Origin of the sequence: Brevundimonas sp. (assembly GCF_027484365.1) — a bacterium.
GTDB lineage: Bacteria > Pseudomonadota > Alphaproteobacteria > Caulobacterales > Caulobacteraceae > Brevundimonas.
Genome location: NZ_JAIXTC010000024.1, coordinates 52,813 through 76,779 on the forward strand (window position 1 = coordinate 52,813; position 23,967 = coordinate 76,779).

The window sequence follows — 23,967 nt, forward strand, 5'->3', positions numbered from 1 at the left end:
GCTCTGGCGCGAGCGCGGGAACGCGTTCGGCGCCTTTCGGGGGACGAATGGATACGACGAAGAAGGGCGGCATTCCGCTCCACTGGCTGATGCTCTTTGGCTTCGTGATCGGGCTGGGAGCGGGGCTGTACGTCAATCAGTACATCGGTGCCGATGTCTGGTGGGTGCAGTGGGTGACGTCGAACGTCACGGGTCCGGCAGGCCAGATCTTCCTGCGCCTGCTGTTCATGCTGGTAATCCCGCTGCTGTTCTCCGCCCTCGTCGTCGGGGTGGCCGAGATGGGCGATCTTCAGTCCCTCGGTCGCGCGGGCATCAAGACCCTGTTGTTGACGATCGTCGTGTCTGCCATCGCCGTCGTCATCGGTCTGGGCATGGTGAATTACTTCAGGCCCGGCGACGGCGTTGATCCGGCCATGGCCCAGGCCTTGCTGGCCCAGGGCGCGGCAGGCGCCGCCGCCATCGTGGAGAAGGCGCCCGAAAGCGTCCAGTTCGGTACCTTCTTCCTGGATCTGATCCCGTCCAACGTCTTCACTGCGGCGGCCGAGAACCAGATCCTGCCGATCATGATCTTCGCCCTGCTGTTCGGCATCGGCCTGGTCATGGCCAGGAGCCCCAACACCGACAAGCTCCAGAACGTCATCGAGGGCATCCTCGAGGTGACGATGAAGCTGATCAACCTCGTGATCAAACTGGCCCCGATCGCCATCGCCTGCCTGATGTTCAACCTGGCGGCCCTGTTCGGTTGGGATCTGCTGGTGCGGCTCGCGGCCTTCGTCGGCGTCGCCGTGGGCGCGATGGCGATCCATATGTTCGTCGTCTATCCGCTGGTCGTCTGGATCGGCGGGGGCATGAACCCTCTGACCTTCTTCAAGGGCGTGCAGCGTCCGATGATCGTGGCCTTCTCGACCGCCTCGTCGAACGCCACCCTGCCGGTGTCGCTGAAGGCGGCCGAGGAAGAGCTGAAGCTGCCGCGCAAGATCGCCCGCTTCGTCCTGACCGTGGGCGCCACCGCCAACCAGAACGGCACCGCCCTGTTCGAGGGCGTCACGGTCCTGTTCCTGGCCCAGTTCTTCCAGATCGAGCTGTCGTTGACCCAGCAGGTCGTCGTGATGCTGGTCTGCATCCTCGGCGGCGTGGGCACGGCCGGCGTACCGGCAGGCTCCCTGCCGGTCATCGCCATGATCCTGGTGATGGTGGGCGTGCCGGCCGAAGGCATCGGCCTGATCCTCGGCGTCGACCGGTTCCTCGACATGTGCCGGACCGTGCTCAACGTCACCGGCGACCTGGTTCTCGCGACCGTCGTCTCGCGTGGCGAAAAGGACGATCCGGTCACTCCCGAGGCGCCCACGCCCGCACCGACGGTCGCAACAGCCGCCTGACGGTCAGGGGCCGGTGACGACCTCGGTGTCGTCCCGGCCGCCCCATTCGGCCCAGGACCCGTCGTAGAGAACGCCCTCCCGGCCGAGCACGCTGAGGGCCAGCAGCGGAACGGCAGCGGTCACGCCGGAGCCGCAGCTGGCGATGGGCCTGTCGTCAGGGCCCAGCCCGCACGCCGCGAAGGCCGCCTCCAGTGTCGCGGGCTCGCGCATCAGCCCCTCGGGGGTCAGCAGTTCGCCGAACGGCAGGTTCACAGCCCGCGGCATATGACCGGCGCGCAGCCCGGGTCTGGGTTCGGGGGCGGCTCCCGCGAAACGGGCGGCGGCGCGGGCGTCGAGCACAGGCGCTCCGTCCTCGAGCGCCTGTCGCACGCGCTCCAGATCGGCGATCATCTCCGGACGGGGGGCCGCCCTGAAGGTCGCGGCCTTCGGCGACGCGTCACCGGTCTCGAGGGCGCCGCCCGTCCGGATCCAGGCCGGCAGGCCGCCGTCCAGCACCTGGACCCGGTGGCAGCCCATCGCCCGGAACATCCACCAGGCCCGCGCTGCTGTGAAAAGGCCGAAGGTGTCGTAGACGACGATCCGGTCGGTTTCAGACACGCCGAGCCGGCCAAGCTGTTCGCCAAACTGCCCGGGCGACGGCATCATGTGCGGCAGGGGGTTTCCCTGATCGGAGATCGCCTCCAGATCGAAGAAGACCGCGCCCGGCAGATGGCCCGCCTCGAAGATCGGTTGTGCGGGCGTCCCGTCCAGATGCCAGCTGGCGTCGAGAATGCGCAGGTCGGGATCGCCGAGCGCAGCAAGGAGTTCGGATGCAGAGACGAGGGGAGGGAGTGTGGCCATGACCGAGACTACCACGGACGCGGCGGGCATGCTCCGTCTGGTGCTGGGCGACCAGGTGTCGGACGGCCTGTCCGCCCTTGAGGGTCTTGATCCGGCCCGGGACCTCGTCCTGATGGCCGAGGTCAACGACGAGGCGACCTACGTCAGACACCACAGGCAGAAGATCGCCCTGGTCTTCGCCGCGATGCGCAGCTTCGCCCTCAGGCTCGAGACGCGCGGCGTGACGGTCCGCTACATCCGCATCGACGACCCGGCCAACACCCAGTCCATCGTGGGCGAACTGCACCGCGCCCTGGACGAGCGGCCCTTCGCCGGGGTGGCGATCACCGAATGCGGGGAGTGGCGTCTGGCCGAGGCCCTGGCCGCCTTCGCCGGCGTCGCGCCGGTCCCGGTCGAGGTCCGCGAGGACCGTCGCTTCATCTGCAGCCACGACCGCTTCCGGCGCTGGGCGTCCGGCAAGTCCCAGCTGCGAATGGAGTTCTTCTACCGGGAGATGCGGCGCGAAAGCGGCGTCCTTCTGGATGACGGCCAACCCGTCGGCGGCCAGTGGAACTACGACAGCGAGAACCGCAAGCGGCTCGCCAAGGGTCTGCGCCCGCCTGCGCGCCTGCGGACCCCGCCCGACGACATCGCGCGCGGCGCCCTCGCCGATGTGGCCCGGCTGTTCCCCGACCACTTCGGCGATCTCGACGCCTTCGGCTGGCCGACGACGGCGGAGCAGGCGGAGACGGTGTTCGCCGACTTCCTCGCGAACGTCCTGCCCGGGTTCGGCGACTGGCAGGATGCGATGGCGCACGGCGAGCCCTGGATGTGGCACGGTCTGATCTCGACCTCGATCAATCTCGGCCTGCTCGATCCCCTCGACCTGTGCCGCCGGGCCGAGAAAGAATATCGCGCCGGCCGGGCCCCTCTGAACGCCGTCGAGGGCTTCATCCGCCAGATCCTGGGCTGGCGCGAGTTCGTGCGCGGCGTCTACTGGCTCAAGATGCCGGACTACGCCCGGCGCAACTTTCTGGACGCCGACCGCAGCCTGCCGGGGTTCTACTGGTCCGGCGAGACCGACATGGCCTGTATCGCGGATGTCGTGTCGATGACCCGCACCCACGCCTACGCCCATCATATCCAGCGCCTGATGGTGAGCGGCAACCTCGCCATGCTCCTCGGCGTCCATCCCGACGAGATCGACGACTGGTACATGGTGGTCTACGCCGACGCCTATGAGTGGGTGGAGATGCCCAATACGCGCGGCATGGCGACCTTCGCGGACGGCGGGATCGTGGGCTCCAAACCCTATGCGGCCTCCGGCGCCTATATCGACCGGATGAGCGACTACTGTGGGGCCTGCCGCTATGACGTGAAGGCCAAAGCAGGCGAAAACGCCTGTCCGTTCAACCGGCTGTACTGGGGTTTTCTCGAGCGCAATAAACTGCGGCTGCGCGACAACGTCCGACTGGCCATGCCCTACCGCACGCTCGAAAACTTCGGCCCGGAGCGCCGGACCGCCCTGCTGAACGAGGCAGAGGCCACGCGGGAGACGCTGGGCGCGGTTCGACGGCCGGATTAGGTCATGGTCACTCGTCAGCGCGCGCGCCGCCGCTGACCGCCTTCAGCGCGGTCAGGGCGCGGTCGCGGGCCTCGGCGTGATCGACGATCGGCCGCGGATAGTCGTGACCGAGCCGCACCCGTGCGTCGCGCAGAACCTCGGGCGGCGCGGTCCAGGGCGCGTGGATCCATTTGTCGGGGACCCGCGCCAGCTCGGGAATCCAGCGTCGGACGTATCGACCCTGGGCGTCGAACTTCTGACCCTGGGTGATCGGATTGAAGATGCGGAAATACGGCGAGGCGTCGGCGCCGGACCCGGCGACCCACTGCCAGTTCTGGGCGTTGGAGGCGAGATCGGCATCGACCAGGGTGTCCCAGAACCAGGCCTCGCCCCGCCGCCAGTCGACCAGCAGGTCCTTGATCAGGAAGGACGCCACGATCATCCGCACCCGATTGTGCATCCAGCCGGTCGCCCAGAGCTGACGCATGCCCGCGTCGACGATGGGAAAGCCGGTAAGGCCTCGGGTCCAGGCGGTGAAGCCCGCATCGTCGTCCAGCCAGGGGAAGGCGTCGTATTCGGGCCGGAACGCCTTGTCCGGCAGGGTCGGGAAGTGATGCAGCAGGTGGGCCGAGAACTCGCGCCAGCCGATCTCGGCGACGAACTTCGCGGCCTCTTCGGCCCTGACCCCGCCGTCGTCCGCGATCTTCCGGGCCGCTGCGATGGCCCGCCACGGGCTGATCTCGCCCCAATGCAGGTGCGGCGACAGGCGACTCGTCCCGGCCTTCGACGGGATATCCCGACCGGCGCCGTAGTCTGACAGGCCTCCGGCGACGAATTCGCCGAGCGCCGTCGTCGCGCCCGCCTCGCCCGGGGTCCAGTCGAACCCGGCGGACCAGTCCGGCCGGCGCGGATGCAGGCCCCAGTCTTCCAGGTGATCGCTCTCCAGATGGGGAGCGCCGCTGAGGTCGCGCGGCCCTGTCGTGTGCGGCGGAGCCTCGGCCCTGTCGAGAAGGGCGCGCAGGAAGGGGGTGAAGACCTTGTAGGGCCCGCCCGACCCGTTCAGCACCGTCCCCGGCCGGCACAGAAGGGCGCCGTTGTAGCCCTTGAACTCCACCCCCTCGGCCTTCAGGGCGTGGGCGATGTCCGCGTCGCGAGCCCAGGCGTCAGGCTCGAACAGCCGGTTGAGAAACACCCTGTCGGCGCCGGTCTGGTCGATCAGACGTCGAAGCTCCGCCTCCGAATCACCCCGGCGCAGGATCAGGGTCGCGCCGCGCTCGGCCAGGCTCGCCGACAGGGCGCGCAGCGACTTGTCGAGCCACCACAGGCCGGCGCCGCCCGACGGCCGCACTGTCGAGCCCTCATCGTGGATATAGACCGGTACGATCGGCCGCCCCGTCGCGTGCGCCTGGTTCAGTGCAGGATTGTCGGCCAGCCGCAGGTCACGACGGAACCACAGAATGACGGGGCTCTGCTCCTTGGTGGTCACGCCTCGGATCTCCGTGGTAGGTTGAAATTTCAGGCGCGCGGGGCCACCTGACCGCCCCATAGGCGTGCCAATGCCAACGCGCCACCCGCCAGATTCGTCCATCGATGTCCCAGAGAGAAGGCCCGCCCGTGAGCGCTCCGAATTCCGTCATCACCCTGTCCGGAAACGGCATCACGACGCCCGTCGTCATCGGCGGCGGGGCGCGCATCGCCTTCATCGCCGGCCCGTGCCAGCTGGAAAGCCGCCAGCACGCCCTTGAGATGGCCCATGCCCTGAAGGAGATCGGTCAGCGGCTGAATGTCGGCATCATCTACAAGACCAGTTTCGACAAGGCGAACCGCACCTCGGCCACCGCCGCGCGCGGGCTGGGCCTGAAGGATTCCCTGCCGATCTTCGACGAGATCCGTCAGGTCACCGGCCTGCCGGTCCTGACCGACGTCCATTCCGAGGAACAGGCCCGCCAGGCCGCCGAGGCTGTGGACGTGCTGCAGATCCCCGCCTTCCTCAGCCGCCAGACCGACCTGCTGCTGGCCGCGGCCGCAACGGGCAAGGCGATCAACATCAAGAAGGGTCAGTTCCTGGCCCCATGGGACATGAAGAACGTCATCGCCAAGGTGGTCGGCGCCGGAAATCCGAACGTCATGGCCTGCGAGCGCGGGGCCAGCTTCGGCTACAACACCCTGGTCTCGGACATGCGCGCTCTGCCGATCCTGCGCGAGATCGGCTGCCCGGTCGTGTTCGACGCGACCCACTCCGTCCAGCAGCCGGGCGGGCAGGGCACGTCCTCGGGCGGCCAGCGCGAGTTCGTGCCGGTCCTGGCTCGGGCGGCCGTGGCCGTCGGCGTCGACGCCGTCTTCATGGAAACCCACCAGGACCCCGACCACGCCCCGTCGGACGGCCCAAACATGGTGCCCCTGTCGGAGTTCGAGGGCCTGGCCGCTGAACTGCTGGCCTACGACGACCTGTCGAAGGCGCGGATGGCCAGAGCGGCGTAGGGGCGGCACGCCACCGTCTCCTCCCCGTCGCGCCAGCGGATGGGGAGGTGGCACGGCGCGCCTTCGCGCCGTGACGGAGGGGTTCTTCACCCTACACACGGTGCCAGCTTCAAGAGCCCCTCCACCGCTTCGCGGTCCTCCTCCCCATCGCTTCGCGATGGGGAGGAGACGACGCCAGTCCCTTGCCATCCCGGCCGGCGCGAAGCGACGATCCGGGAGGGGCCTGCCAACTACTTGACCGCCCCGGGCGATCGCCCGGTGCCGACAGTGTTCGGATGCGAAAGATTGGGCGGAACGATGTTCGGTGGTAGACTCCTGCGCGCAAGCGGCAGGGGGCTCGGATGGGTGTGACGTTTGGCCGGACAACGCCGATCCTGCGCGTCGCCGACCAGGAGCGGGCTCTTGCCTACTACAAGGATGTCCTCGGATTCACCCAGGAATGGGGCGATCAGTACTCGGCCTCGGTTCGCCGGGGAGAGGCGGTGCTTATGCTGGCGACCGGCGATCAGGGCGGGGGCGAGGGCTGGCTCTATGTAGGGGTGGACGATGTCGACGCGCTCCGGGACGAAATCGCGCCCCGGGGAGCGATCGTCCGGACCGGTCCGGCCAATTATCCGTGGGGTGCCCGCGAGCTGCATATCGAGGATACCGAGGGCAATGTGTTGAGGTTCGGCTCGGACGCGACCGGGGAGCCGGACGGTGACTGGATCGACGCGAAAGGGACCCGCTGGGTCTACAAGGCTGAGGGCCGCTGGCAGCCCGCCGAGTGATACCGCAGCGGCCGGCCTGGGGGCTTGGCAAGCTGGACCGTGGCAACCAAGGGCAGGGTGCCCCTGGATTTCGCCGTCGCCCTGGCCCGGCACTCGTCCATCGTCCCGGCTCTCCGCTGCGCTACGGCCGGGATGACAAGCGCCGCTCCACGGTTGTGTCCCGGCCCGTCGCGCTTTAGCTGGGACCCCATGGCGGAACGAAACCTCGATCTCGGCACCCTGCAGGCCCTGCTGGAGCGGGCGCACGGCCAGACTGTGGCCTGTGTCGGCGACCTGATGCTGGACCGCTATGTCTATGGCGAGGTCAGCCGGATTTCCCCCGAGGCTCCGATCCCGGTGCTGCGCTCTCGCCGCACGGTCTCCATGCCGGGCGGCGTCGGCAATGTTGCGCGCAACGTCGCGGCCCTGGGCGGTCTGGCCCGGCTGGGTGGCGTCACGGGCGTCGATGCGGCCGGCGAGGAACTGGCCCGGCTGGTCGCCGCCGAAGACCGGATCGAGGATTTCATCGATCGGACCGAAGCCGCCGGCACCATCGTCAAGACCCGCTATGTCTCGGGCGGCCAGCAGCTGATGCGTCTGGATGAGGAGGAGGTCGCGGTCGGCGCCTTCGCCCGCGAGGACGTTTTTTCAAACGCTTCCGCCATCCTCCTGTCCGACTACGCCAAGGGCGTGGTTACCGAGCGCCTGATCCGCTCGGCTCTCTGGCAGGCGCAGCACACCGGCGCCGTGGTCATCGTCGATCCCAAGGGCCGAGACTTCGCCCGCTACGGCGCGGTCGACCTGATCAAGCCCAATGCCTCCGAACTGGCCGGCGCCATCGGCCTGCCGGTCGAGACCGACGCCGAGATCGAGGCCGCGCTGGAGGCCTTGCTGGCCGCCACAACCGCCAGGGCAATCGTCGTCACCCGCGCCGGCAAGGGGATGAGCCTGATGCGGCGCGGCGCGCCGGTGCAGCATTTCCCCGGTCGCGCGCGCGAGGTCTTCGACGTGTCCGGCGCCGGCGACACCGGTCTGGCGGCCCTGGGTCTGGCGCTCGGCGCCGGCGCCTCGCTGGAACAGGCGGTCCAGCTGGCCATCCTCGCCTCCGGGGTCGTGGTGGGCAAGAGCGGCACCGCCGTGGTCAGCCCCGCCGAACTGATCGAGGCCGAGATGAGCCAGCACGCCGGCGCGGCCCTGGCCAAGGTCACGGCGCTGGACGACCTCGCCGCCGAGGTCGAGGCCTGGCGACGTCAGGGCCTCAAGGTCGGCTTCACCAACGGCTGTTTCGACATCCTGCATCGCGGCCACGTCGCCTATCTGGCCCAGGCCCGCAGCTGGTGCGACCGGCTGGTCGTGGCGCTCAACACCGACGCCTCGGTCCGCCGGCTGAAAGGCGACGGCCGCCCCGTGAACGACCTCGACAGCCGCGCCGTGGTCATCGGCGGTCTCGCCAGCGTGGACCGGGTCACCTCCTTCGACGATCCGACGCCCCTCGCCCTGATCGAGCGGCTGCGTCCCGACGTCCTGATCAAGGGCGCGGACTACACCCGTGAAGGCGTGGTCGGCGGAGACCTGGTCGAGAGCTGGGGCGGCGAGGTCCGCCTGGCGGCCTTCGCCGACGGATACTCGACCACCCGGACCATCGAGAAGATGATCGACAGCAGTCTGGGGGAGGCCGGCTGATGCGGCGCATGATCGTGGTCACCGGCGGCGCCGGCTTCATCGGCTCCAACATCGTCTCGCGCCTGTGCGCCGAGGACCGCTGGGACGTCGTCGTCTGCGACCGGCTGGAAGACGCCAACCTCGGCAAGTGGCGCAACATCGCCAAGTCGGCCATCGCGGACTTCTGGCAGCCGGAGGAGCTGTTCCTTCAACTGGAACGCCACAAGGAGCGGGTCAGCGCCGTCGTCCACATGGGGGCCATCTCCTCGACGACCGAGCAGGACGCCGACCTGATCCTGCGCACCAACTTCAGCCTGTCGCGCGATCTCTGGGACTGGTGCGCGCTGAACGACGCCCGGATGATCTACGCCTCCTCGGCGGCCACCTACGGCGACGGCGAAGCCGGTTTCGAGGATGTCGATGATCTTGAGTCCATCTCGCGACTTCAGCCTCTAAATGCCTACGGTTATTCAAAGAAACTGTTCGATCAGTATGCGGTTCGCGCGGCTTCCCGCGACCACGCCCCGCGCCAGTGGGCCGGGCTGAAGTTCTTCAACGTCTATGGCCCGAACGAAGGCCACAAGGGCGGGATGAAGTCGGTCATCGCCCAGATCTGGCCGAAGGTGGCCGCCGGCGAGACCGTCAGCCTGTTCCGTTCGCACCATCCCGATTACGCCGACGGCGGACAGTTGCGCGACTTCGTCTTCGTCGACGACGTGGTCGACATCATCGACTGGCTGCTGTGCACGCCCGGGATCAGCGGCATCTTCAACGCCGGGTCGGGACAGGCGAGGTCCTTCCTCGACCTGGCCAACGCCACCTTCGCTGCGGCCGGCAAGGACCCCGCAGTCGCCTATATCGACATGCCCGAGGTCATCCGCGACCGTTACCAGTATTTCACCGAGGCGAAGATGGACCGCGTCCGGGCCCTCGGCTTCGGAGGCCAGTCCACGCCGCTGGAGGAGGGGGTGCGCCGGTACGTCCAGTCCTTCCTGTCACAGCCGGATCCCTATCGGTGAAACCGCCCCGGCTGACCTTCCGGCAGGGGGTGGGCTGGCTCGGCATCGCCCTTGTGCTTCTGCTCGCCGTCGCCGTCGCGGTCTGGCGCGGCGACATCCTCAAGGCCGGGTTGGACCCGCAGATTCCGTTCCAGACCTACGACCCGCCGCCGGCGCCAGACTATCGGCAGGCCGACGCCTGGGCGATGCGCGAGATCCGCGCCCCGACGTCAGGACCGGCCGCGATCTTCTTCCTCCACTCCACCACCTTCGACGGCGGCAAGGACTGGAACGGACCGATCGGCGATCAGAAGGCCGACGCCTATCTGAAGCGGGTCGTCATCCCCAACTACGCCGGGCCGTTCGCCCGGGCCGGGGCCATCAGCCTGCCGCGCTATCGACAGGCCTCGCTTTACACCCGACTGACCCTGAGGGACGATGCCCGGGACGCCCGCGCCTTCGCCTACGGCGACGCTCTGGCCGCCTTCGAGACCTGGCTGACTGCGCATCCGACCGGACCTCTGGTGCTGGCGGGCGTGGAGCAGGGTGGAGACCTGATCGACCGGCTGGTGCGCGAGCGGGTGGCCGGCGATCCGGCCCTGCAGCGCCGGATCGTCGCCGTCTATCTGATCGATGTGATCGTCGCCGCCAACAGCCTGTCGCCCGCCGTGCCGGCCTGCGCCACGGCGACCAGCATCGGCTGTGTGGTCGGCTGGTCCCAGGTCGGAGACGACAACGACGGCGCCGCCTGGCGGCGACTGCGACGGGCCCTCGTCTGGGACGAGGCCGGACGCCTGATCGATCTCGCCGACCGCCCGGCCCTGTGCGTCAACCCGGTCAGCGGGGCCCGCAGCGATGCGGCCGTCCCGGCGCGCCTGCACCATGGCGCCGCCAATGCGACAGGACTGGAATGGGGCGTGCGACCCGCCTTCATCGACCGGGCCATAGCGACGCAATGCCGCCACGGCATCCTGCGTCACGCCGAGCTCAAGACTGAATCGTTCCGCGAGGTCGGGAACTGGGCCGACCGCAGAAAAGCGCGTCCCTACAATCTCTTCTATTCCGATATTGAGGAAGACGTTGAGCGCCGTCTCAATGTCTGGATCGCCTCCAACGGACTCTAGTCCAGTCCGGTCCGGTCGGTCTTCCAGTCGAACAGGGCCTCCAGCACCTTGATCGCCTCGCCGCGCGGGGTAGCCAGATCCGGATCTCGCCCCAGCACGAGCCGGGCGTCATCCGCGGCGGCCAGAAGCAACGACCGGTGGCGGATCGGGTCGGCGAACCGATAGGCCGGGAAACCGCTCTGCCTGAGCCCGAGGGGGTCGCCGCCGCCGCGCAGGCGGAAGTCCTCCTCCGCGATCTCGAATCCGTCCTCGCTGCGCCTCAGCGTCTCCAGCCGCTCGCGGGCGGTGTCCCCCAAAGTCGCTCCCTGACCGCCGTCCTGTCCCCCGTAGAGCAGGATGCAGGCGCTTGATTTCGCCCCGCGCCCGACCCGGCCGCGCAGCTGGTGCAGCTGGGCCAGGCCGAACCGGTCCGCGTGCTCGATGACCATGATGGTGGCGTTGGGCACATCGACCCCGACCTCGACCACGGTCGTCGCCACCAGGACCGAAATCCGTCCATCGGCGAAATCGGCCATGACCGCCTCCCGCTCTGCGCCGGGCATCTGGCCGTGGGCCAGACCGACCTCGATCTTCAGGATGCGTCGCAGATCCCGGGCCCGCTCCTCGGCCGCCGCCAGATCACTGACCTCGGATTCCGCCACCAGCGGACAGATCCAGTAGGCTTGGGCGCCCCCTTCGACCGCCGCCTTCAATCGTTGGGCCACTTCACCGATCCGCGCGAGCGGCAGGACCGCGGTCGAGATCGGCGTCCGCCCCGGCGGCTTCTCCATCAGACGGCTGACCTCCAGCTCGCCATACTGGGTCAGCTCCAGGGTGCGGGGAATCGGCGTCGCCGACATCGTCAGAAGATGGACCCCGCCGATGCGTGGGTCGCCCTTGGCCTGCAGACGGGCGCGCTCGTTGACGCCGAAACGGTGCTGTTCGTCGATGACCGCCAGGGCCAGCCGGTCGAACCGCACCGAGTCCTGGAACAGGGCATGGGTGCCAATCGCGACCTTCGCCTCGCCCGACGCCAGGACCGCCAGCCGCTCGCGCCGTTCCCCCGCCGTGTCACGGCCGGTCAGCAGGACGGTCGCCGCGCCCGCCGCCTCCAGCATCGGCGCCAGCCGTTGGTAGTGCTGGCGGGCCAGGATTTCTGTCGGCGCCATCAGGGCCGACTGGAAACCAGCCGACGCCGCATCGGCCAGGGCCAGGGCCGCGACCGCCGTCTTGCCCGATCCGACGTCGCCCTGCAGCAGCCGCCCCATCTGTTCGCCAGAGGCGAGGTCGCGACGGATCTCCGTCAGGGCCTGGGCCTGGGCGCCGGTCAGGGAGAAGGGCAGGGCGGCCAGCAGCGCCTGCGACACCGCTCCGGGCGCCATGACGGGCGCCGGCGTGATCTGGCGTGCCCGCTTACGCCGGGCCAACGCCAGCTGGTGCGCGAACAGTTCGTCATAGGCCAGCCTCTGTCGCGGCGCGGCGTCGGGCGACAGATCGGCCTCGCCGGTCGGGGCATGGAGGGCCGCGATCGCGGCATGCCAGCCCGGCCAGCGCTGTTTCGCCAGCCATGCCGAGTCCTGCCATTCGTCCAGCTCCGGCGCGACGGCCAGGGCGCCCAGCGCCAATTTCCTTACGACCCGAGACGTCAGACCGGCGGTCGCCGGATAGACAGGCTCGACGGCGGGGATCTCTTCGCCCTGGTCCAGCGGCACGATCCAGTCGGGGTGGACGATCTGCACCTCGCCGTTGAACCGCTCGACCTTGCCGGAGACCAGCCGCCGCTCGCCCTGTGGCAGCTGCCGGTCGATATGCTGGGGGCTGCCGCCGAACCAGATCAGATGGACAAAGCCGGTGTCATCGCTGGCCCGGACCTTGAGCGGCACGCCCGGGCGACCCGGCGCGATCATCCGGTCGACAATGACGTCGAAAACACCGACCTCGCCCTCCACCGCGTCCGCCGCATTCGTCCGCCGTCGTGTGATCATGCCCGACGGCGCCAGAAACAACACGTCGCGCACCAGCGGCCCGGCCAGCTTCTGGATCAGGGGCGCGACCTTGGTCCCCACCCCCTTCAGGCTGGTGACCTCCGCGAACAGGGGAAAGAGAATCTGGGGCCGCATCGCTGATGACATTAGACGGCGCGAGCCCGCTGGCGAAACGCGGGATGGATCGCTATCTCAACGCATCTGTTGAATGACCGAACGGGCAAGGATTCTTGTGGCCGATAACGACGCGCGTGCCGAAACTGAACTTCACCAGCAAAGGCTGGGCCGGATCACCTTCCGGGCGTGGCGGCGCGGCTTCCGCGAGGCGGACCTGGTGCTCGGCCCGTTCATGGAGCGTGAGGGCCCGACCCTGAGCGACGCCGACCTCGACGCGCTGGAGGTCCTGCTGGCCGAGGATAACGATCACGACCTCTACGCCTGGATCATCGAGACCAGGCCCACGCCGCCCGAGCATGACACGCCGCTGATGACGAAACTGCGCGTCTTCATGCGCGCCCACGTCGCCACGGCCGTGGCCGAGGGGGCGGGCTGATGGACGGCGCACGGATGAACCAACGCACCGATCACGAACTGGGCGGCGCGCCCGAGGGGCTTGATGCGCTCGTCGTCGCCGAACGGCTCCAGGCCGCGGGCGGGATCGGGGTCTTCGTGGCGCGGGATTATTCGCGCTCCGGCGCCTTCATCCAGGCTTTCCGGTTCTTCGCCAAGGACATCGAGATCGTAGAGTTTCCGGCCTGGGACTGCCTGCCCTACGACCGGTTGAGCCCGACCTCGGGCGTTTCCGCCGAGCGGATGGCGGCCCTGACGGCCCTGGCCAAACGCGGTCTCGACGATCAGGCCCCCATGTTGGTCGTCACGTCCGTCGCGGCGGCGATGCAGCGAACCCCGCCGCGCGAGGCCACCTTCGCCGCCAGCTTCGAAGCCCGTGTCGGCCGTGATCTGGATACGAAGGCTCTCGAAACCTATTTCACCACCAACGGCTACATGCGCGCCTCGACCGTCAACGAGCGCGGCGAATACGCCATCCGGGGCGGCGTCATCGACGTCTTCCCGCCGGGGTTCGAGGAGCCGGTGCGGCTCGACATGTTCGGCTCCGAGCTGGAATCGATCCGCACCTTCGATCCAGCGACCCAACGTTCGACCGGCCAGCGCAAGGAAGTGTCGCTGTCGCCCGTGTCCGAGGCTCTGCTGGACGCGGAGACCATCAGCCGCTTCCGCACCGGTTATCTGAACCTGTTCGGCGCCCCCGGCGACGACCCCCTCTACGCGACCCTCAGCGAGGGCGCGCGGCGTCAGGGCATGGAGCACTGGATTCCTCTGCTCTACGACCGTCTCGAGACCCTGTTCGACTATCTGCCCGACCGCGCCTCAATCTTCCTCGACCACCAGGTCGAGGCCGCGCGCGCCGAACGCTGGAACCTGACCCGCGACGCCTGGGAGGCCCGTCAGGAGGCGTCGAAGGCCCAGTCCGCCAAAGGAGGGGGCGGCGCCGCCAACCGTGCCTTGCCGCCGGACCGGCTCTACCTGCCCGACGCCGATTGGAACTCTGCCTTGGCCGGGCGCACCGTCCGTCGCCTGTCGCCGTTCTACGCGGCGGCCGAGGATGCCGGCGGTAATCTTGGCCGCACCTTCGGCACTGAGCGCGCCCGGGACAGCGTCAACCTGTTCGAGGCCGTCGCCGATCATGCGGCGAAGCTGAAGGCCGACGGCAAACGGGTCCTGTTCGCCTCCTGGAGCGAGGGCTCGTCCGACCGGCTCGGCGTCATGCTGGCCGATCACGGGCTGGAACATGTCGTCGCGGTGCGCGACTGGGCCGATGTGCAGGCGGCGTCGAAGGACCTCTATCTGCGCGCCGTCCTGCCGGTGGAGCACGGGTTCACGACCGGCGACCTCGCGGTCATCTCGGAAACCGACATCCTCGGCGACCGGCTGGCGCGGCCGAAGCGCAAGCGCCGGGCCTCCAACTTCCTCGCCGAAGCCTCGGCCCTGACGACCGGGGACCTCGTCGTCCACCTGGATCACGGCATCGGCCGCTATGAAGGTCTCAAGACGCTCGAGATCCAGGAGGCACCGCACGACTGCCTGGAGCTGCTCTATGCCGGTGAGAGCAAACTTTATCTGCCGGTTGAAAACATTGATCTTCTGACCCGGTACGGCTCGGAGTCCGACGGGGTCCAGCTGGACCGTCTCGGCGGCGCGGCCTGGCAGGGACGCAAGGCCAAGGCCAAGGCCCGCCTGCGCGATATGGCCGAAGGGCTGATCGCCCTGGCCGCCAAACGTGCGCTGCGGGTCGGGGAGGCGATCACTCCGCCGGCCGGTCTGTTCGACGAGTTCTGCGCCCGCTTCCCCTATGAGGAGACGGACGACCAGCTCAACGCCATCGGCGATGTGCTGGAGGACCTCGGCAAGGGCGTGCCGATGGACCGGCTGATCTGCGGCGACGTCGGCTTCGGCAAGACCGAGGTGGCCATCCGCGCCGCCTTCGTCGTGGCCATGAGCGGGCAACAGGTTGCCATCGTCTGTCCGACGACGCTGCTGGCCCGCCAGCATTTCAAGACCTTCTCGGAACGGTTCGCCGGCTGGCCGATCAAGGTCCGCCACCTGTCGCGCATGGTCACCGCCAAGGACGCGGCCGAGACGCGCGCCGGTCTGAAGGACGGCAGTTTCGAGATCGTCGTCGGCACCCACGCCGTCCTCGCCGAACAGGTCGGATTCAAGGACCTCGGCCTCGTCATCGTCGACGAGGAGCAGCATTTCGGGGTCAAGCACAAGGAGAAGCTCAAGAGCCTCCGCGCCGACGTCCACCTGCTGACCCTTACCGCCACCCCGATCCCGCGCACCCTGCAGATGGCCCTCTCGGGCATCCGCGAGATGTCGATCATCGCCACCCCGCCAGTCGATCGCCTCGCCGTACGGACCTATGTCGCGCCGTGGGACCCGGTCATGGTGCGAGAGGCCCTGCTGCGTGAGAAATATCGCGGGGGCCAGGCCTTCTACGTCTGCCCGCGCCTGTCGGACCTCCCGGATATCGAGGAGTTCCTCCGCGTCCAGGTGCCGGAGATAAAATTCGTTGTCGGTCACGGCCAGATGAGCCCGACCCAGCTCGAAGACGTGATGAGCGCCTTCTACGACGGCTCCTACGATGTGTTGGTCTCGACCACGATCGTCGAGAGCGGCATCGACATACCGACCGCCAACACCTTGATCGTGCACCGGGCCGACATGTTCGGCCTGGCCCAGCTGCACCAGATTCGCGGACGCATCGGTCGCTCCAAGGCCCGGGCCTTCGCCTATCTGACCGTCGATCCGAAGCGGCCCCTGACCCTCTCGGCCGAGCGCCGCCTGCAAGTGCTCCAGTCGCTCGACAACCTCGGCGCCGGTTTCCAGCTGGCCAGCCACGACCTGGATCAGCGCGGCGGCGGCAACCTGCTGGGCGACGAACAGTCGGGCCATATCCGCGAGGTCGGGGTCGAACTGTACCAGCAGATGCTGGAGGACGCGGTCGCCGAGCTGCGCCAGAACGGCGAGTCCGGGCCGGTCGACCGCGGCTGGTCTCCGGCCATCAATGTGGGTGCGGCCGTATTGATTCCAGAAGATTACGTCTCGGACCTCAACGTCCGCCTCAGCCTTTACCGTCGCCTGTCCGACGCCGAGAAGACGGAGGAGCGCGAGGCCCTGGCCGCCGAACTGATCGACCGGTTCGGGCCCCTGCCGGACGAGGCCAAACAGCTTCTGCGCATCGTCGGGGTCAAGGCCAGTTGCAAGACCGCGATGATCGAGCGGATCGACATCGGGCCCAAGGGCTGCGTCCTGACCCTGCGCAACAACACCTTCCCCAATCCGATGGGACTGGTCGGACTGATCCAGAAGAACCATGCCAGCTGGAAAATCCGGCCGGACCAGAAGATCGTGGTCAAGGGCGACTGGCCGACGCCGGAGGATCGACTGAAGGTCGCCGAACGGATCACCACCGATCTGGCGCGGGTCGCCGGGGCTTGAGCCGGGTCGGCGTCCGGCCCGCGACCGAAGCCGACTGGCCGGCTATCTGGCCGATCGTCGAGGCTGTGGTGCAGGCGGGCGAGACCTACACCTGGCCGCGCGACCTCACGGAATCCGCCGCCAGGGCGATCTGGATGCAGACGCCGCCGGGCCTCACCCTGGTGGCCGTCGACGGCGACCGGGTTCTGGGCAGCGCCACGATCAAGCCTAACCAGCCGGGACCGGGCTCGCATGTCGCCAACGCCGGCTTCATGGTCGGGCCGGCGGCGCGGGGCCGGGGCGTGGGTCGTCTTCTGGGGGAGGCGGCTCTGGACCAGGCCCGCTCCGCCGGGTTCCGTGCCATGCAGTTCAACGCCGTGGTCGAGACCAACACGACCGCTGTCGCCCTTTGGAAGTCGCTGGGCTTTACCGTCGTCGGCACCGTGCCGGGCGCGTTCGACCATCCGGTCCAAGGCCTCGTCGGCCTGCATATCATGCACCGCAAGCTCTGATCCGGGCGGTCAGGCAGTCAGGCGTTCAGACAGGTTGGCCCTGCATGTCGGCCGAGGCGCGTTCGAGAACGGCGGCGGCCCCTTCGCCCGGCATCAGTTCGGCGACGCCGACGCTGAACTCGACCACGAACGGGGTCCGGTCAGGACCGGCATCGAAGGCGGTGCAGCCGATCACCGCCGCGATCCTCTCGACCGCCAGCCGGGCCGCCGGACCGGGCGTGGCGGGCAGGGCCAGGGCGAAGACCTCGGGGGCCAGTCGAGCCGCCGTATCCTCGACCCTGACCAGACGCGACACCATGGCGCCGATCTGGGGCATGGCGCGATCCAGCCAGCCGCCCTGACGCGCGTGGATAAGGCTGTCACCCTCTGCGACGCGCAGGACGCAGACCGATAGCGGACGGCGCCGGGCCGAGGCGGCCTCCGCGACCCGGCCCAGATGGCTGGCGAACAGGTGGCGGGTGAACAGGCCGGTCGACGGATCCATGATCCCGGCGCCCCGCGCCCCTTCCAGCGCCTTGCGAATGCCCAGATGACGCCGGTGAGTCCGCGCGAGGTCCAGCACGCGCGCCGCAGCCTCCGGCTCCGGCGTATCGGCGGCCGCCACCTCCGAGAAGCCCCTGTTATAGAGTTCGCTCAGGTTGATCTCGCCTTCGGAGCGCAGATAGAGGGCCAGAGGAATGTGATAGAGACGCGTGTTCCGCTTCATGCCCGAGGCGATGGACAGGGCAGGCGCATGGTCCGGCGCGCCCCACAGTACCGCCGCATCGAAGGCGCTCTCATGCAGATAGTCGAAGGCAGTGTAAGGCGTCGGAGCCGCCACCACCTCGGCGCCCGCAGCGGTCAGGGTGTTCGACAGGGCGATGAACCGGTGGTCCGGCGCTCCGGCGATCAGAACGCGCACCGGCCCCGGATCCGGCAGGCCGGGATCAAGCGTCGCACCGTGCAGGGCGAAGGTCGCCTGGCGCAGGCGAAACTCTTCCTCGGCGATGGCCGCGCGCACCAGTTGCTCGATGCGCAGGGCGGCCTGGGCCGGATGGGGCGGCTCGGCCATGGTCAGATCGAAGGTCCCCGCTGGCAGGCCCGCGGCCCTCGGCCCGAGGGCGATGACCGGAAGCCGTCGCGCGCCGGCAGCCCGCCGCAAGGCGTCAGGCAGGGCCTCGATCTCGGGATGGTTCGAGTCGAGAATCGCGGCTTCCAGGGTGAAGTCGGTCAGGGCGGCCACGGCGGCGGCGCCGGATCGAGCCGTCACCGTTCGCCAACCCAGCGAGTCCAGCCCCCCGCACAGGGCACCGATCCGCTCATCCGTCTCGGCGACGACCAGAATGCGTGGATCCGAAGCTGAAATCGCTGAACTCCCCCTGCACGACCCGCGGCCGCAGCTCCTGGCGGAGCGAGCGGACCATACCGACGCGCCCCGGTTCGGCGCAACGGGCCATATGCCCGCGACAGGGGAAAACGACGAAGGGCCGCCGCTTCCATATCGGCCTTTTTCCGCTAATGTCGCGCGCTGGGCTACGGCGGGAACCGGCTTGAGCGGACAAACAAGCGAAATGACGTCGCCCGGATTCTGGGCGCGGCTCTCGGGGCGGGCATTCGCGCGCAGCTGGGGCCGGGACGTTATGCTCTACACGGGCGGGGTGTCTTTCTTCGCCCTGCTGGCCGTTTTCCCGGCCATCGCCATCCTGATCGGCTTCTACAAGGCGGTGCTGTCGATCGGTCAGGTCGGCGAGCAGGCGGCCGCCCTGGCCGATGTCATGCCCCACGCCGCGCGCGCCATCTTCCGGGCCGAGGTCGAGCGGCTGTCGAACGCCTCGGCCCGCGCCATCTCGACCCAGAGCGCCTTTGCCCTGGTCGTCGGCGCCTATGCGGCGCACCGTGGATTCAAGGCCTTGCTGGCGGGACTGAACCTCATTCATGATGAGACGGAGCCGCACGGCTTCTTCAAGTTCAACTTCCTGGCCTTCATTGTCGCCGTGGTGGCCTTCGGTCTGTTCACCATCGTCTCGGGCGCCGTGGTCACCGCCCGCCTGCTTGAGCATGCGGAGCCGGTGACGGGGCAGGGCGGGCTTCCGCTCAACGGCCTGATGCCGGCCGCGGGGCTCTGTTTCGGTCTGACCCTGCTCTATCGCTACGCCATGTCCCATCGCGACCCGGTCGCTTGGTTCCCGTCGATCACCGGCGGAGCCGTGGCGACCGTCCTGTCGATGATCTCGTCCTGGCTCTGCGCCATCTATGTCGAGCAGATCGCCCAGCTCGGCGCGACCTACGGCTCGGTCGGCGCCGTCGTGGTCTTGTTGATCTGGTTGTCGTGGAACGTGAACGCCATCTTCTACGGCGGCGCCTTCGCCACCGAGATGGAGATCGCCTCGCGTTCAAAAGGCGCCCCGGACATCGCGCCGGAGGACAGCCATTCGGTGGTCAATCTGTCGGAGCGGCGCGCGTCTCGACGGTGATCGTCAGGACCCCGTCCGCCTCCTCGACGGACACCACCCGGCCGCCCAGATCCGCCATCAGGTAGGGCACGTCGATCCGCGCCATTGGATCGGTGGCCAGCAGGACCAGACGCCCGCCCGCCGGCCCGCTTTCGGCCGCCTTCCTCAGACGCAGGCTCGGCACGGGACAGCGGTGGCCCCGGGCATCGACGACGATGGACGCGGCTTCGCTCACCCCGCCGCGCACGCCGTCAGCAACAGGCCGAGCGCGACCCGAACGCTTTCCAGGCGGACCTGTTCGCGACCGATCTCCCCGAACAGCCGGACCTCGTGCACGATCCCGTCAGGACCCGCGCAGCCGAAATGAACCAGGCCGACAGGCTTTTCAGCCGAGCCGCCGCCCGGCCCGGCGATGCCTGTCATCGAGACGGCCAGGTCCACGCCCGCCGTCACCCGTGCCCCGGCCGCCATGGCGCGCGCGACGGGCTCGGAGACCGCCCCGTACACCGCGAGGGTCTCGGCCGGCACGCCCAGCATCTCCGACTTGGCCGTGTTGCTGTAGGTCACGAAGCCCCGGTCGACCACAGCCGACGACCCGGCCACGGCCGTCAGGGCGCCCGCCACGAGCCCGCCGGTGCAGCTTTCCGCCGTCGCCACCGTCCAGCCTCTGGCAGAGGAGGCGGCGATCACGGCGGCCGCCAGTCGCTGGATGTCATCCGGGAACATGGGTCTTTCCGATCCTTGCGCGAGTCAGTCTAGGCTGGGCTTCGCGCGCCCGTCTGTCGATAGCACGCGCCTGAAACCGGGGACCTCATGACCGACACAGCCTTGCCGGAAGGCGCAGCCCCCACGACGGAGGGCGGCGATCGCGTGACGCCGATCCTGTTCGCCGTGGCCATCTTCACCTCAGCCGCCCTCGTCTTCGTCGTCCAGCCCATGGTGACCAAACTGGTCCTGCCCATGCTGGGCGGATCGCCGTCGGTCTGGAACACGGCCATGGTCTTCTTCCAGACGGCGCTCCTCGCCGGTTACGGCTACGCCCATCTGCTGCAGCGTCTGACCTCGATGCGGGCGCAGATGGCGACCCACCTAGTCCTGCTGCTGCTGGCGGCCCTTTTCCTGCCGCTCAAGATCAGCGGCCTCCTCGGTGACCCCGATCCGAACGCCCCGATCGGCTGGCTTCTGGCCACCCTGGCCCTGTCGGTCGGAGCGCCGTTCGCCGTCCTGTCGGCGACCGCCCCCCTGCTGCAGGCCTGGTACGCCCGCGTCCGCGCCGGCCATGCCGATGGCCAGAACCCCTATGTCCTGTATGCCGCCTCCAACCTCGGCAGCTTCCTGGCCCTGCTCGCCTATCCACTGCTGATCGAGCCGCTGATGACCCTGTCGGGCCAGCGCGCGAGCTGGAGCGGCGGCTATGCCGCCTTCATGCTGATGGTGGTGGCGCTCGCCGCCGTCGCCTGGCGGAAAGGCCAGATCGGCTCGGCTCCGGTCGCCAGCCTGGAAACCAGCCCGCCGATCCCCTGGCGCGAGAAGATCATCCTCGTCCTTCTGGCCGCAGCCCCGTCCAGCCTGATGCTCGGTGTCACGGCCCACCTGGCGACCGATGTCGCATCGGCGCCCTTCCTGTGGGTCATCCCGCTGGCCCTGTATCTGCTGACCTTCGTCATCGCCTTCCAGGACCGGCCGTGGATCCCTCTGCCGATCACCCTGGTGCTCGCCGCGGCCGTCAGCCTGGCCTGTATCAGCTTCACCGCCTTCCGCACCGGCGACTGGATCCTGATGTTCGGCCTGCACCTCGGGGCCTTCTTCCTGCTGGCCCTGATGTGCCACCAGAGGCTGGCCGCCCGCCGTCCGCCCCCGGACCGGCTGACGGAATTCTATCTGCTGATGTCGCTTGGCGGCGTGGTCGGCGGCGCCTTCACCGCCCTGCTGGCCCCCGTGCTGTTCAACGGCGTCTGGGAGTATCCGCTGGTCCTCGTTTTGGCCGGTCTGGCCCGGCCCCTGAACAGGGCGCCGATCAGGAACTGGGAAGTCTATCTGTTCGTCGGCGCAGTTCTGGCCACCGGCCTCCCGCCGTTCCTGTCGGCGGTCTTCCAGGCCGACTGGGGCTTCGCCTGGTGGTTCAACAACAATGTCTCGGACAACATGCCGGGTCTGACCCAGTTCATCATGCTGGGGCCCATCCTGGCCGGCTTCATCCTGCGCGACCGGACACCGGCCTTCGTCATCATCGCGGGGCTGATCGCGCTTTCGACCGCCTATATCGCACGCGGCTATGACGCCGCCTTCACCGACCGCAGCTTCTTCGGCGTGATGAAGATCGGTGTGACCCAGGACCCGCGTCTGGGCGGTCAGGTCAACATCCTGATGCACGGCACCACCCTGCACGGGGCCCAGCCGCGCAACCCGGCCTTCGCCTGCATGCCGACCCTTTATTACGCACCGGCCAGCCCCATCGGCCAGACGACCCAGATGCTCCAGCGGCGCCGCCCGGGCCTGAAGATCGGGGTGGTGGGGCAGGGGTCCGGAGCCATGGCGGGCTACAAGCGCGCCGCCGACGAGATGAAATTCTTCGAGATCGATCCGATGGTCGATCGACTGTCGCGCGATCCCCAATGGTTCAGCTTCATCTCGGACTGCGCCGACGGCCCGATCCAGACGGTGCTCGGCGACGCCCGCCTGACCATGGCGCGGGAGACGGCCGGGACCTACGATCTCCTGTTGATCGACGCCTTCTCATCCGACTCCGTGCCCACCCACCTGCTGACGGTCGAGGCGATTGAGGGCTATCTGAAGCTGCTCAAGCCCGACGGCGTGGTGATCCTTCACCTGTCGAACCGCAACCTCGACATCACCCTTCCGGCGGCGGCGGCGGCCCAGCGACTGGGCGCGGCCAACCTGCACCAGCTCTATCAGGAAGCGCCGACGGCTCCCGACATGGCCGAGGCCTCGACCGAGGCCCTCATCCTGTCGCCGACCGAGGCGGGTCTGGCGGAGTTCCGGGGCGATCCCAACTGGGGTGAGTTGGCCGACACCGAGGTCCGGCCCTGGACGGACGACTATGTGAACCTCTTCGGATCCCTGTGGCGTCACTTCAGGCAGTGACGACAGTCTCCTGATCAGGCAGGCAATTCGATCGTCGCTATGGCGGAGGCGGCCAGGCCCTCCTCGCGCCCGGTGAAGCCCATCTTCTCCATCGTCGTCGCCTTCACGCTGACGGCGTCGAGCGGCAGGTTCAGGATTTCAGCGAGCCGTTCGCGCATGGCCTCACGGTGCGGCTTCACCTTGGGCCGCTCGCAGATCAGGGTCACGTCGACGTTGACCAGCCGCCCGCCGCGCGCCGTCAGCCGCTCGACCGCATGGATCAGGAACTGGTCCGAGGCCGCGCCCTTCCACTTCGGATCGGTCGGCGGGAAATGGTCGCCGATGTCCCCGTCGCCCATGGCGCCCAGGACCGCATCGGTCAGGGCATGCAGTCCGGCGTCGGCGTCCGAATGGCCGATCAGGGTCTGGTCGTGCGCGATCTCGACCCCACACAGCCACACGCTGTCGCCCGGCCCCCAGCGGTGCGCGTCGAACCCCTGACCCACCCGAGTTTGAAGGGGGCGGGTCTGTCTGGCGATCAGCGCTTCGGCCATGGCGAAATCCTCGGGATAGGTCAGCTTCATCAGGCGCGGATCGCCCTGCACCAGGCGAACCACGCCGCCGTCATGCTCCACCACCGCCGCGTCGTCGGTCGGCGGCGCCCCCTCGGGCCAGACGCCGTAGGCGGCCCGCAGGCGATCGGCGCGGAAGGCCTGGGGCGTCTGCGCCCGCCACAGACCGCTGCGATCGACCGTGTTCTCAATCCGCTCTCCGCCACGCTTCAGCGTGTCGGAGACGGGCAGGGCGGCGATGGCCCCATCGGCGCCGGGCAGGGCCTCCAGCAGCCGACCGATGACTTCGGCCGACAGCAGGGGGCGCGCTGCGTCGTGAACCAGGACGGGTCGATCCGGCGCCCCGATCAGGGCGTCGAGCCCGGCACGAACCGAATCCCCCCGTTCAGCGCCGCCCGCTACGGCGCGCCAGTTCGCGAGGCCATCGAGCGCCTGAGCCGCGCGCTCGACCCCGTCGACAGCGACGACGACGACGACCTCTTCAGCCCCGGCCTTCAGCAGGGCCTCGACCGACCAGCGCACCACGGGCCTGCCGCCGAGCAGCCGCCACTGCTTGTCGCCCCCGGCCCGGGAGCCCGAACCGGCCGCCACTACGATCGCTGCGAATGTCATGGTCGCCTTCTAGGGG

At 68.8% G+C, this 23,967-nt stretch carries 19 protein-coding genes; 12 read left to right on the forward strand and 7 right to left on the reverse strand.

Annotated elements, in window-relative coordinates; translation table 11 throughout:
* The first annotated feature begins 47 nt into the window (after positions 1-47).
* Complete coding sequence (locus Q0044_RS13185) at positions 48-1,379, forward strand: dicarboxylate/amino acid:cation symporter (RefSeq protein ID WP_298162855.1); 1,332 nt, start codon at positions 48-50, stop codon at positions 1,377-1,379.
* 3 nt (positions 1,380-1,382) lie between these two features.
* Here the strand turns inward: Q0044_RS13185 and sseA are convergent, their stop codons facing one another.
* On the reverse strand, positions 1,383-2,219 hold the full coding sequence (sseA, locus tag Q0044_RS13190; protein WP_298162856.1) for a 3-mercaptopyruvate sulfurtransferase: 837 nt from the start codon (positions 2,217-2,219) through the stop codon (positions 1,383-1,385).
* Here sseA and Q0044_RS13195 point away from each other — a divergent pair.
* Positions 2,218-3,783, forward strand: coding sequence for a cryptochrome/photolyase family protein (locus Q0044_RS13195; protein WP_298162859.1), 1,566 nt, complete (start codon positions 2,218-2,220; stop codon positions 3,781-3,783). The two genes, sseA and Q0044_RS13195, sit on opposite strands and share 2 nt — an antisense overlap.
* A 7-nt stretch (positions 3,784-3,790) precedes the next feature.
* Here the strand turns inward: Q0044_RS13195 and Q0044_RS13200 are convergent, their stop codons facing one another.
* Positions 3,791-5,248, reverse strand: a complete 1,458-nt coding sequence (locus Q0044_RS13200) for a cryptochrome/photolyase family protein (RefSeq protein ID WP_298162860.1) — start codon at positions 5,246-5,248, stop codon at positions 3,791-3,793.
* A gap of 104 nt (positions 5,249-5,352) precedes the next feature.
* Between Q0044_RS13200 and kdsA the strand changes: the two genes are divergently transcribed.
* The 5 genes from kdsA (at position 5,353) to Q0044_RS13225 (ending at position 10,776) form a co-directional block, all read left to right on the forward strand.
* Positions 5,353-6,243 carry a 3-deoxy-8-phosphooctulonate synthase gene (gene kdsA, locus Q0044_RS13205; protein ID WP_524536179.1) on the forward strand — a complete coding sequence of 297 codons (891 nt, stop codon included), beginning with the start codon at positions 5,353-5,355 and terminating at the stop codon, positions 6,241-6,243.
* Positions 6,244-6,584: 341 nt separating this feature from the next.
* Complete coding sequence (locus tag Q0044_RS13210; protein ID WP_298162862.1) at positions 6,585-7,013, forward strand: glyoxalase superfamily protein; 429 nt, start codon at positions 6,585-6,587, stop codon at positions 7,011-7,013.
* Positions 7,014-7,202: 189 nt separating this feature from the next.
* Complete coding sequence (gene rfaE2, locus Q0044_RS13215) at positions 7,203-8,675, forward strand: D-glycero-beta-D-manno-heptose 1-phosphate adenylyltransferase (RefSeq protein WP_298162863.1); 1,473 nt, start codon at positions 7,203-7,205, stop codon at positions 8,673-8,675.
* A gap of 8 nt (positions 8,676-8,683) precedes the next feature.
* Positions 8,684-9,673 carry an ADP-glyceromanno-heptose 6-epimerase gene (gene rfaD / locus Q0044_RS13220; protein WP_298162903.1) on the forward strand — a complete coding sequence of 330 codons (990 nt, stop codon included), beginning with the start codon at positions 8,684-8,686 and terminating at the stop codon, positions 9,671-9,673.
* Positions 9,670-10,776 (forward strand): DUF3089 domain-containing protein, encoded by a 1,107-nt coding sequence (locus tag Q0044_RS13225; RefSeq protein WP_298162865.1) that lies wholly within the window; start codon positions 9,670-9,672, stop codon positions 10,774-10,776. Before rfaD ends, Q0044_RS13225 begins: the two co-directional genes overlap by 4 nt.
* On the opposite strand, the gene recG is transcribed toward Q0044_RS13225, so the two are convergent.
* Positions 10,773-12,875 carry an ATP-dependent DNA helicase RecG gene (gene recG / locus Q0044_RS13230; protein ID WP_298162866.1) on the reverse strand — a complete coding sequence of 701 codons (2,103 nt, stop codon included), beginning with the start codon at positions 12,873-12,875 and terminating at the stop codon, positions 10,773-10,775. The genes Q0044_RS13225 and recG overlap by 4 nt on opposite strands.
* Before the next feature lie 97 nt (positions 12,876-12,972).
* Here recG and Q0044_RS13235 point away from each other — a divergent pair, with 97 nt between their 5' ends.
* The 3 genes from Q0044_RS13235 to Q0044_RS13245 are packed head-to-tail and all read left to right on the forward strand — an operon-like array spanning position 12,973 to position 17,251.
* Positions 12,973-13,293 (forward strand): FAD assembly factor SdhE, encoded by a 321-nt coding sequence (locus Q0044_RS13235; protein ID WP_298162867.1) that lies wholly within the window; start codon positions 12,973-12,975, stop codon positions 13,291-13,293.
* Between the two features lie 14 nt (positions 13,294-13,307).
* Positions 13,308-16,760 (forward strand): transcription-repair coupling factor, encoded by a 3,453-nt coding sequence (mfd, locus tag Q0044_RS13240; protein WP_524536180.1) that lies wholly within the window; start codon positions 13,308-13,310, stop codon positions 16,758-16,760.
* Entirely contained in the window at positions 16,757-17,251 is a 495-nt protein-coding gene (locus tag Q0044_RS13245; RefSeq protein WP_298162869.1) for a GNAT family N-acetyltransferase, read from the forward strand. Before mfd ends, Q0044_RS13245 begins: the two co-directional genes overlap by 4 nt.
* Positions 17,252-17,276: 25 nt before the next feature.
* Here Q0044_RS13245 and Q0044_RS13250 read toward each other — a convergent pair whose 3' ends face one another.
* Positions 17,277-18,572, reverse strand: a complete 1,296-nt coding sequence (locus Q0044_RS13250; protein WP_298162904.1) for a diguanylate cyclase domain-containing protein — start codon at positions 18,570-18,572, stop codon at positions 17,277-17,279.
* 229 nt (positions 18,573-18,801) lie between these two features.
* On the opposite strand from Q0044_RS13250, the gene Q0044_RS13255 reads away from it, so the two are divergent.
* Positions 18,802-19,704 carry a YihY/virulence factor BrkB family protein gene (locus Q0044_RS13255; RefSeq protein ID WP_298162871.1) on the forward strand — a complete coding sequence of 301 codons (903 nt, stop codon included), beginning with the start codon at positions 18,802-18,804 and terminating at the stop codon, positions 19,702-19,704.
* On the opposite strand, the gene Q0044_RS13260 is transcribed toward Q0044_RS13255, so the two are convergent.
* Positions 19,670-19,918: a sulfurtransferase TusA family protein gene (locus Q0044_RS13260; RefSeq protein ID WP_298162874.1), complete on the reverse strand. Its 249-nt coding sequence runs from the start codon at positions 19,916-19,918 to the stop codon at positions 19,670-19,672. The genes Q0044_RS13255 and Q0044_RS13260 overlap by 35 nt on opposite strands.
* Positions 19,915-20,409: a CinA family protein gene (locus Q0044_RS13265; protein ID WP_298162875.1), complete on the reverse strand. Its 495-nt coding sequence runs from the start codon at positions 20,407-20,409 to the stop codon at positions 19,915-19,917. Before Q0044_RS13265 ends, Q0044_RS13260 begins: the two co-directional genes overlap by 4 nt.
* An 87-nt stretch (positions 20,410-20,496) precedes the next feature.
* Between Q0044_RS13265 and Q0044_RS13270 the strand changes: the two genes are divergently transcribed.
* A complete protein-coding gene (locus tag Q0044_RS13270) occupies positions 20,497-22,788 on the forward strand; it encodes a spermidine synthase (protein ID WP_298162877.1) in 2,292 nt (763 codons plus the stop codon).
* Positions 22,789-22,802: 14 nt separating this feature from the next.
* On the opposite strand, the gene Q0044_RS13275 is transcribed toward Q0044_RS13270, so the two are convergent.
* Entirely contained in the window at positions 22,803-23,951 is a 1,149-nt protein-coding gene (locus Q0044_RS13275; protein ID WP_298162878.1) for a bifunctional 2-C-methyl-D-erythritol 4-phosphate cytidylyltransferase/2-C-methyl-D-erythritol 2,4-cyclodiphosphate synthase, read from the reverse strand.
* Positions 23,952-23,967: the final 16 nt, after the last annotated feature.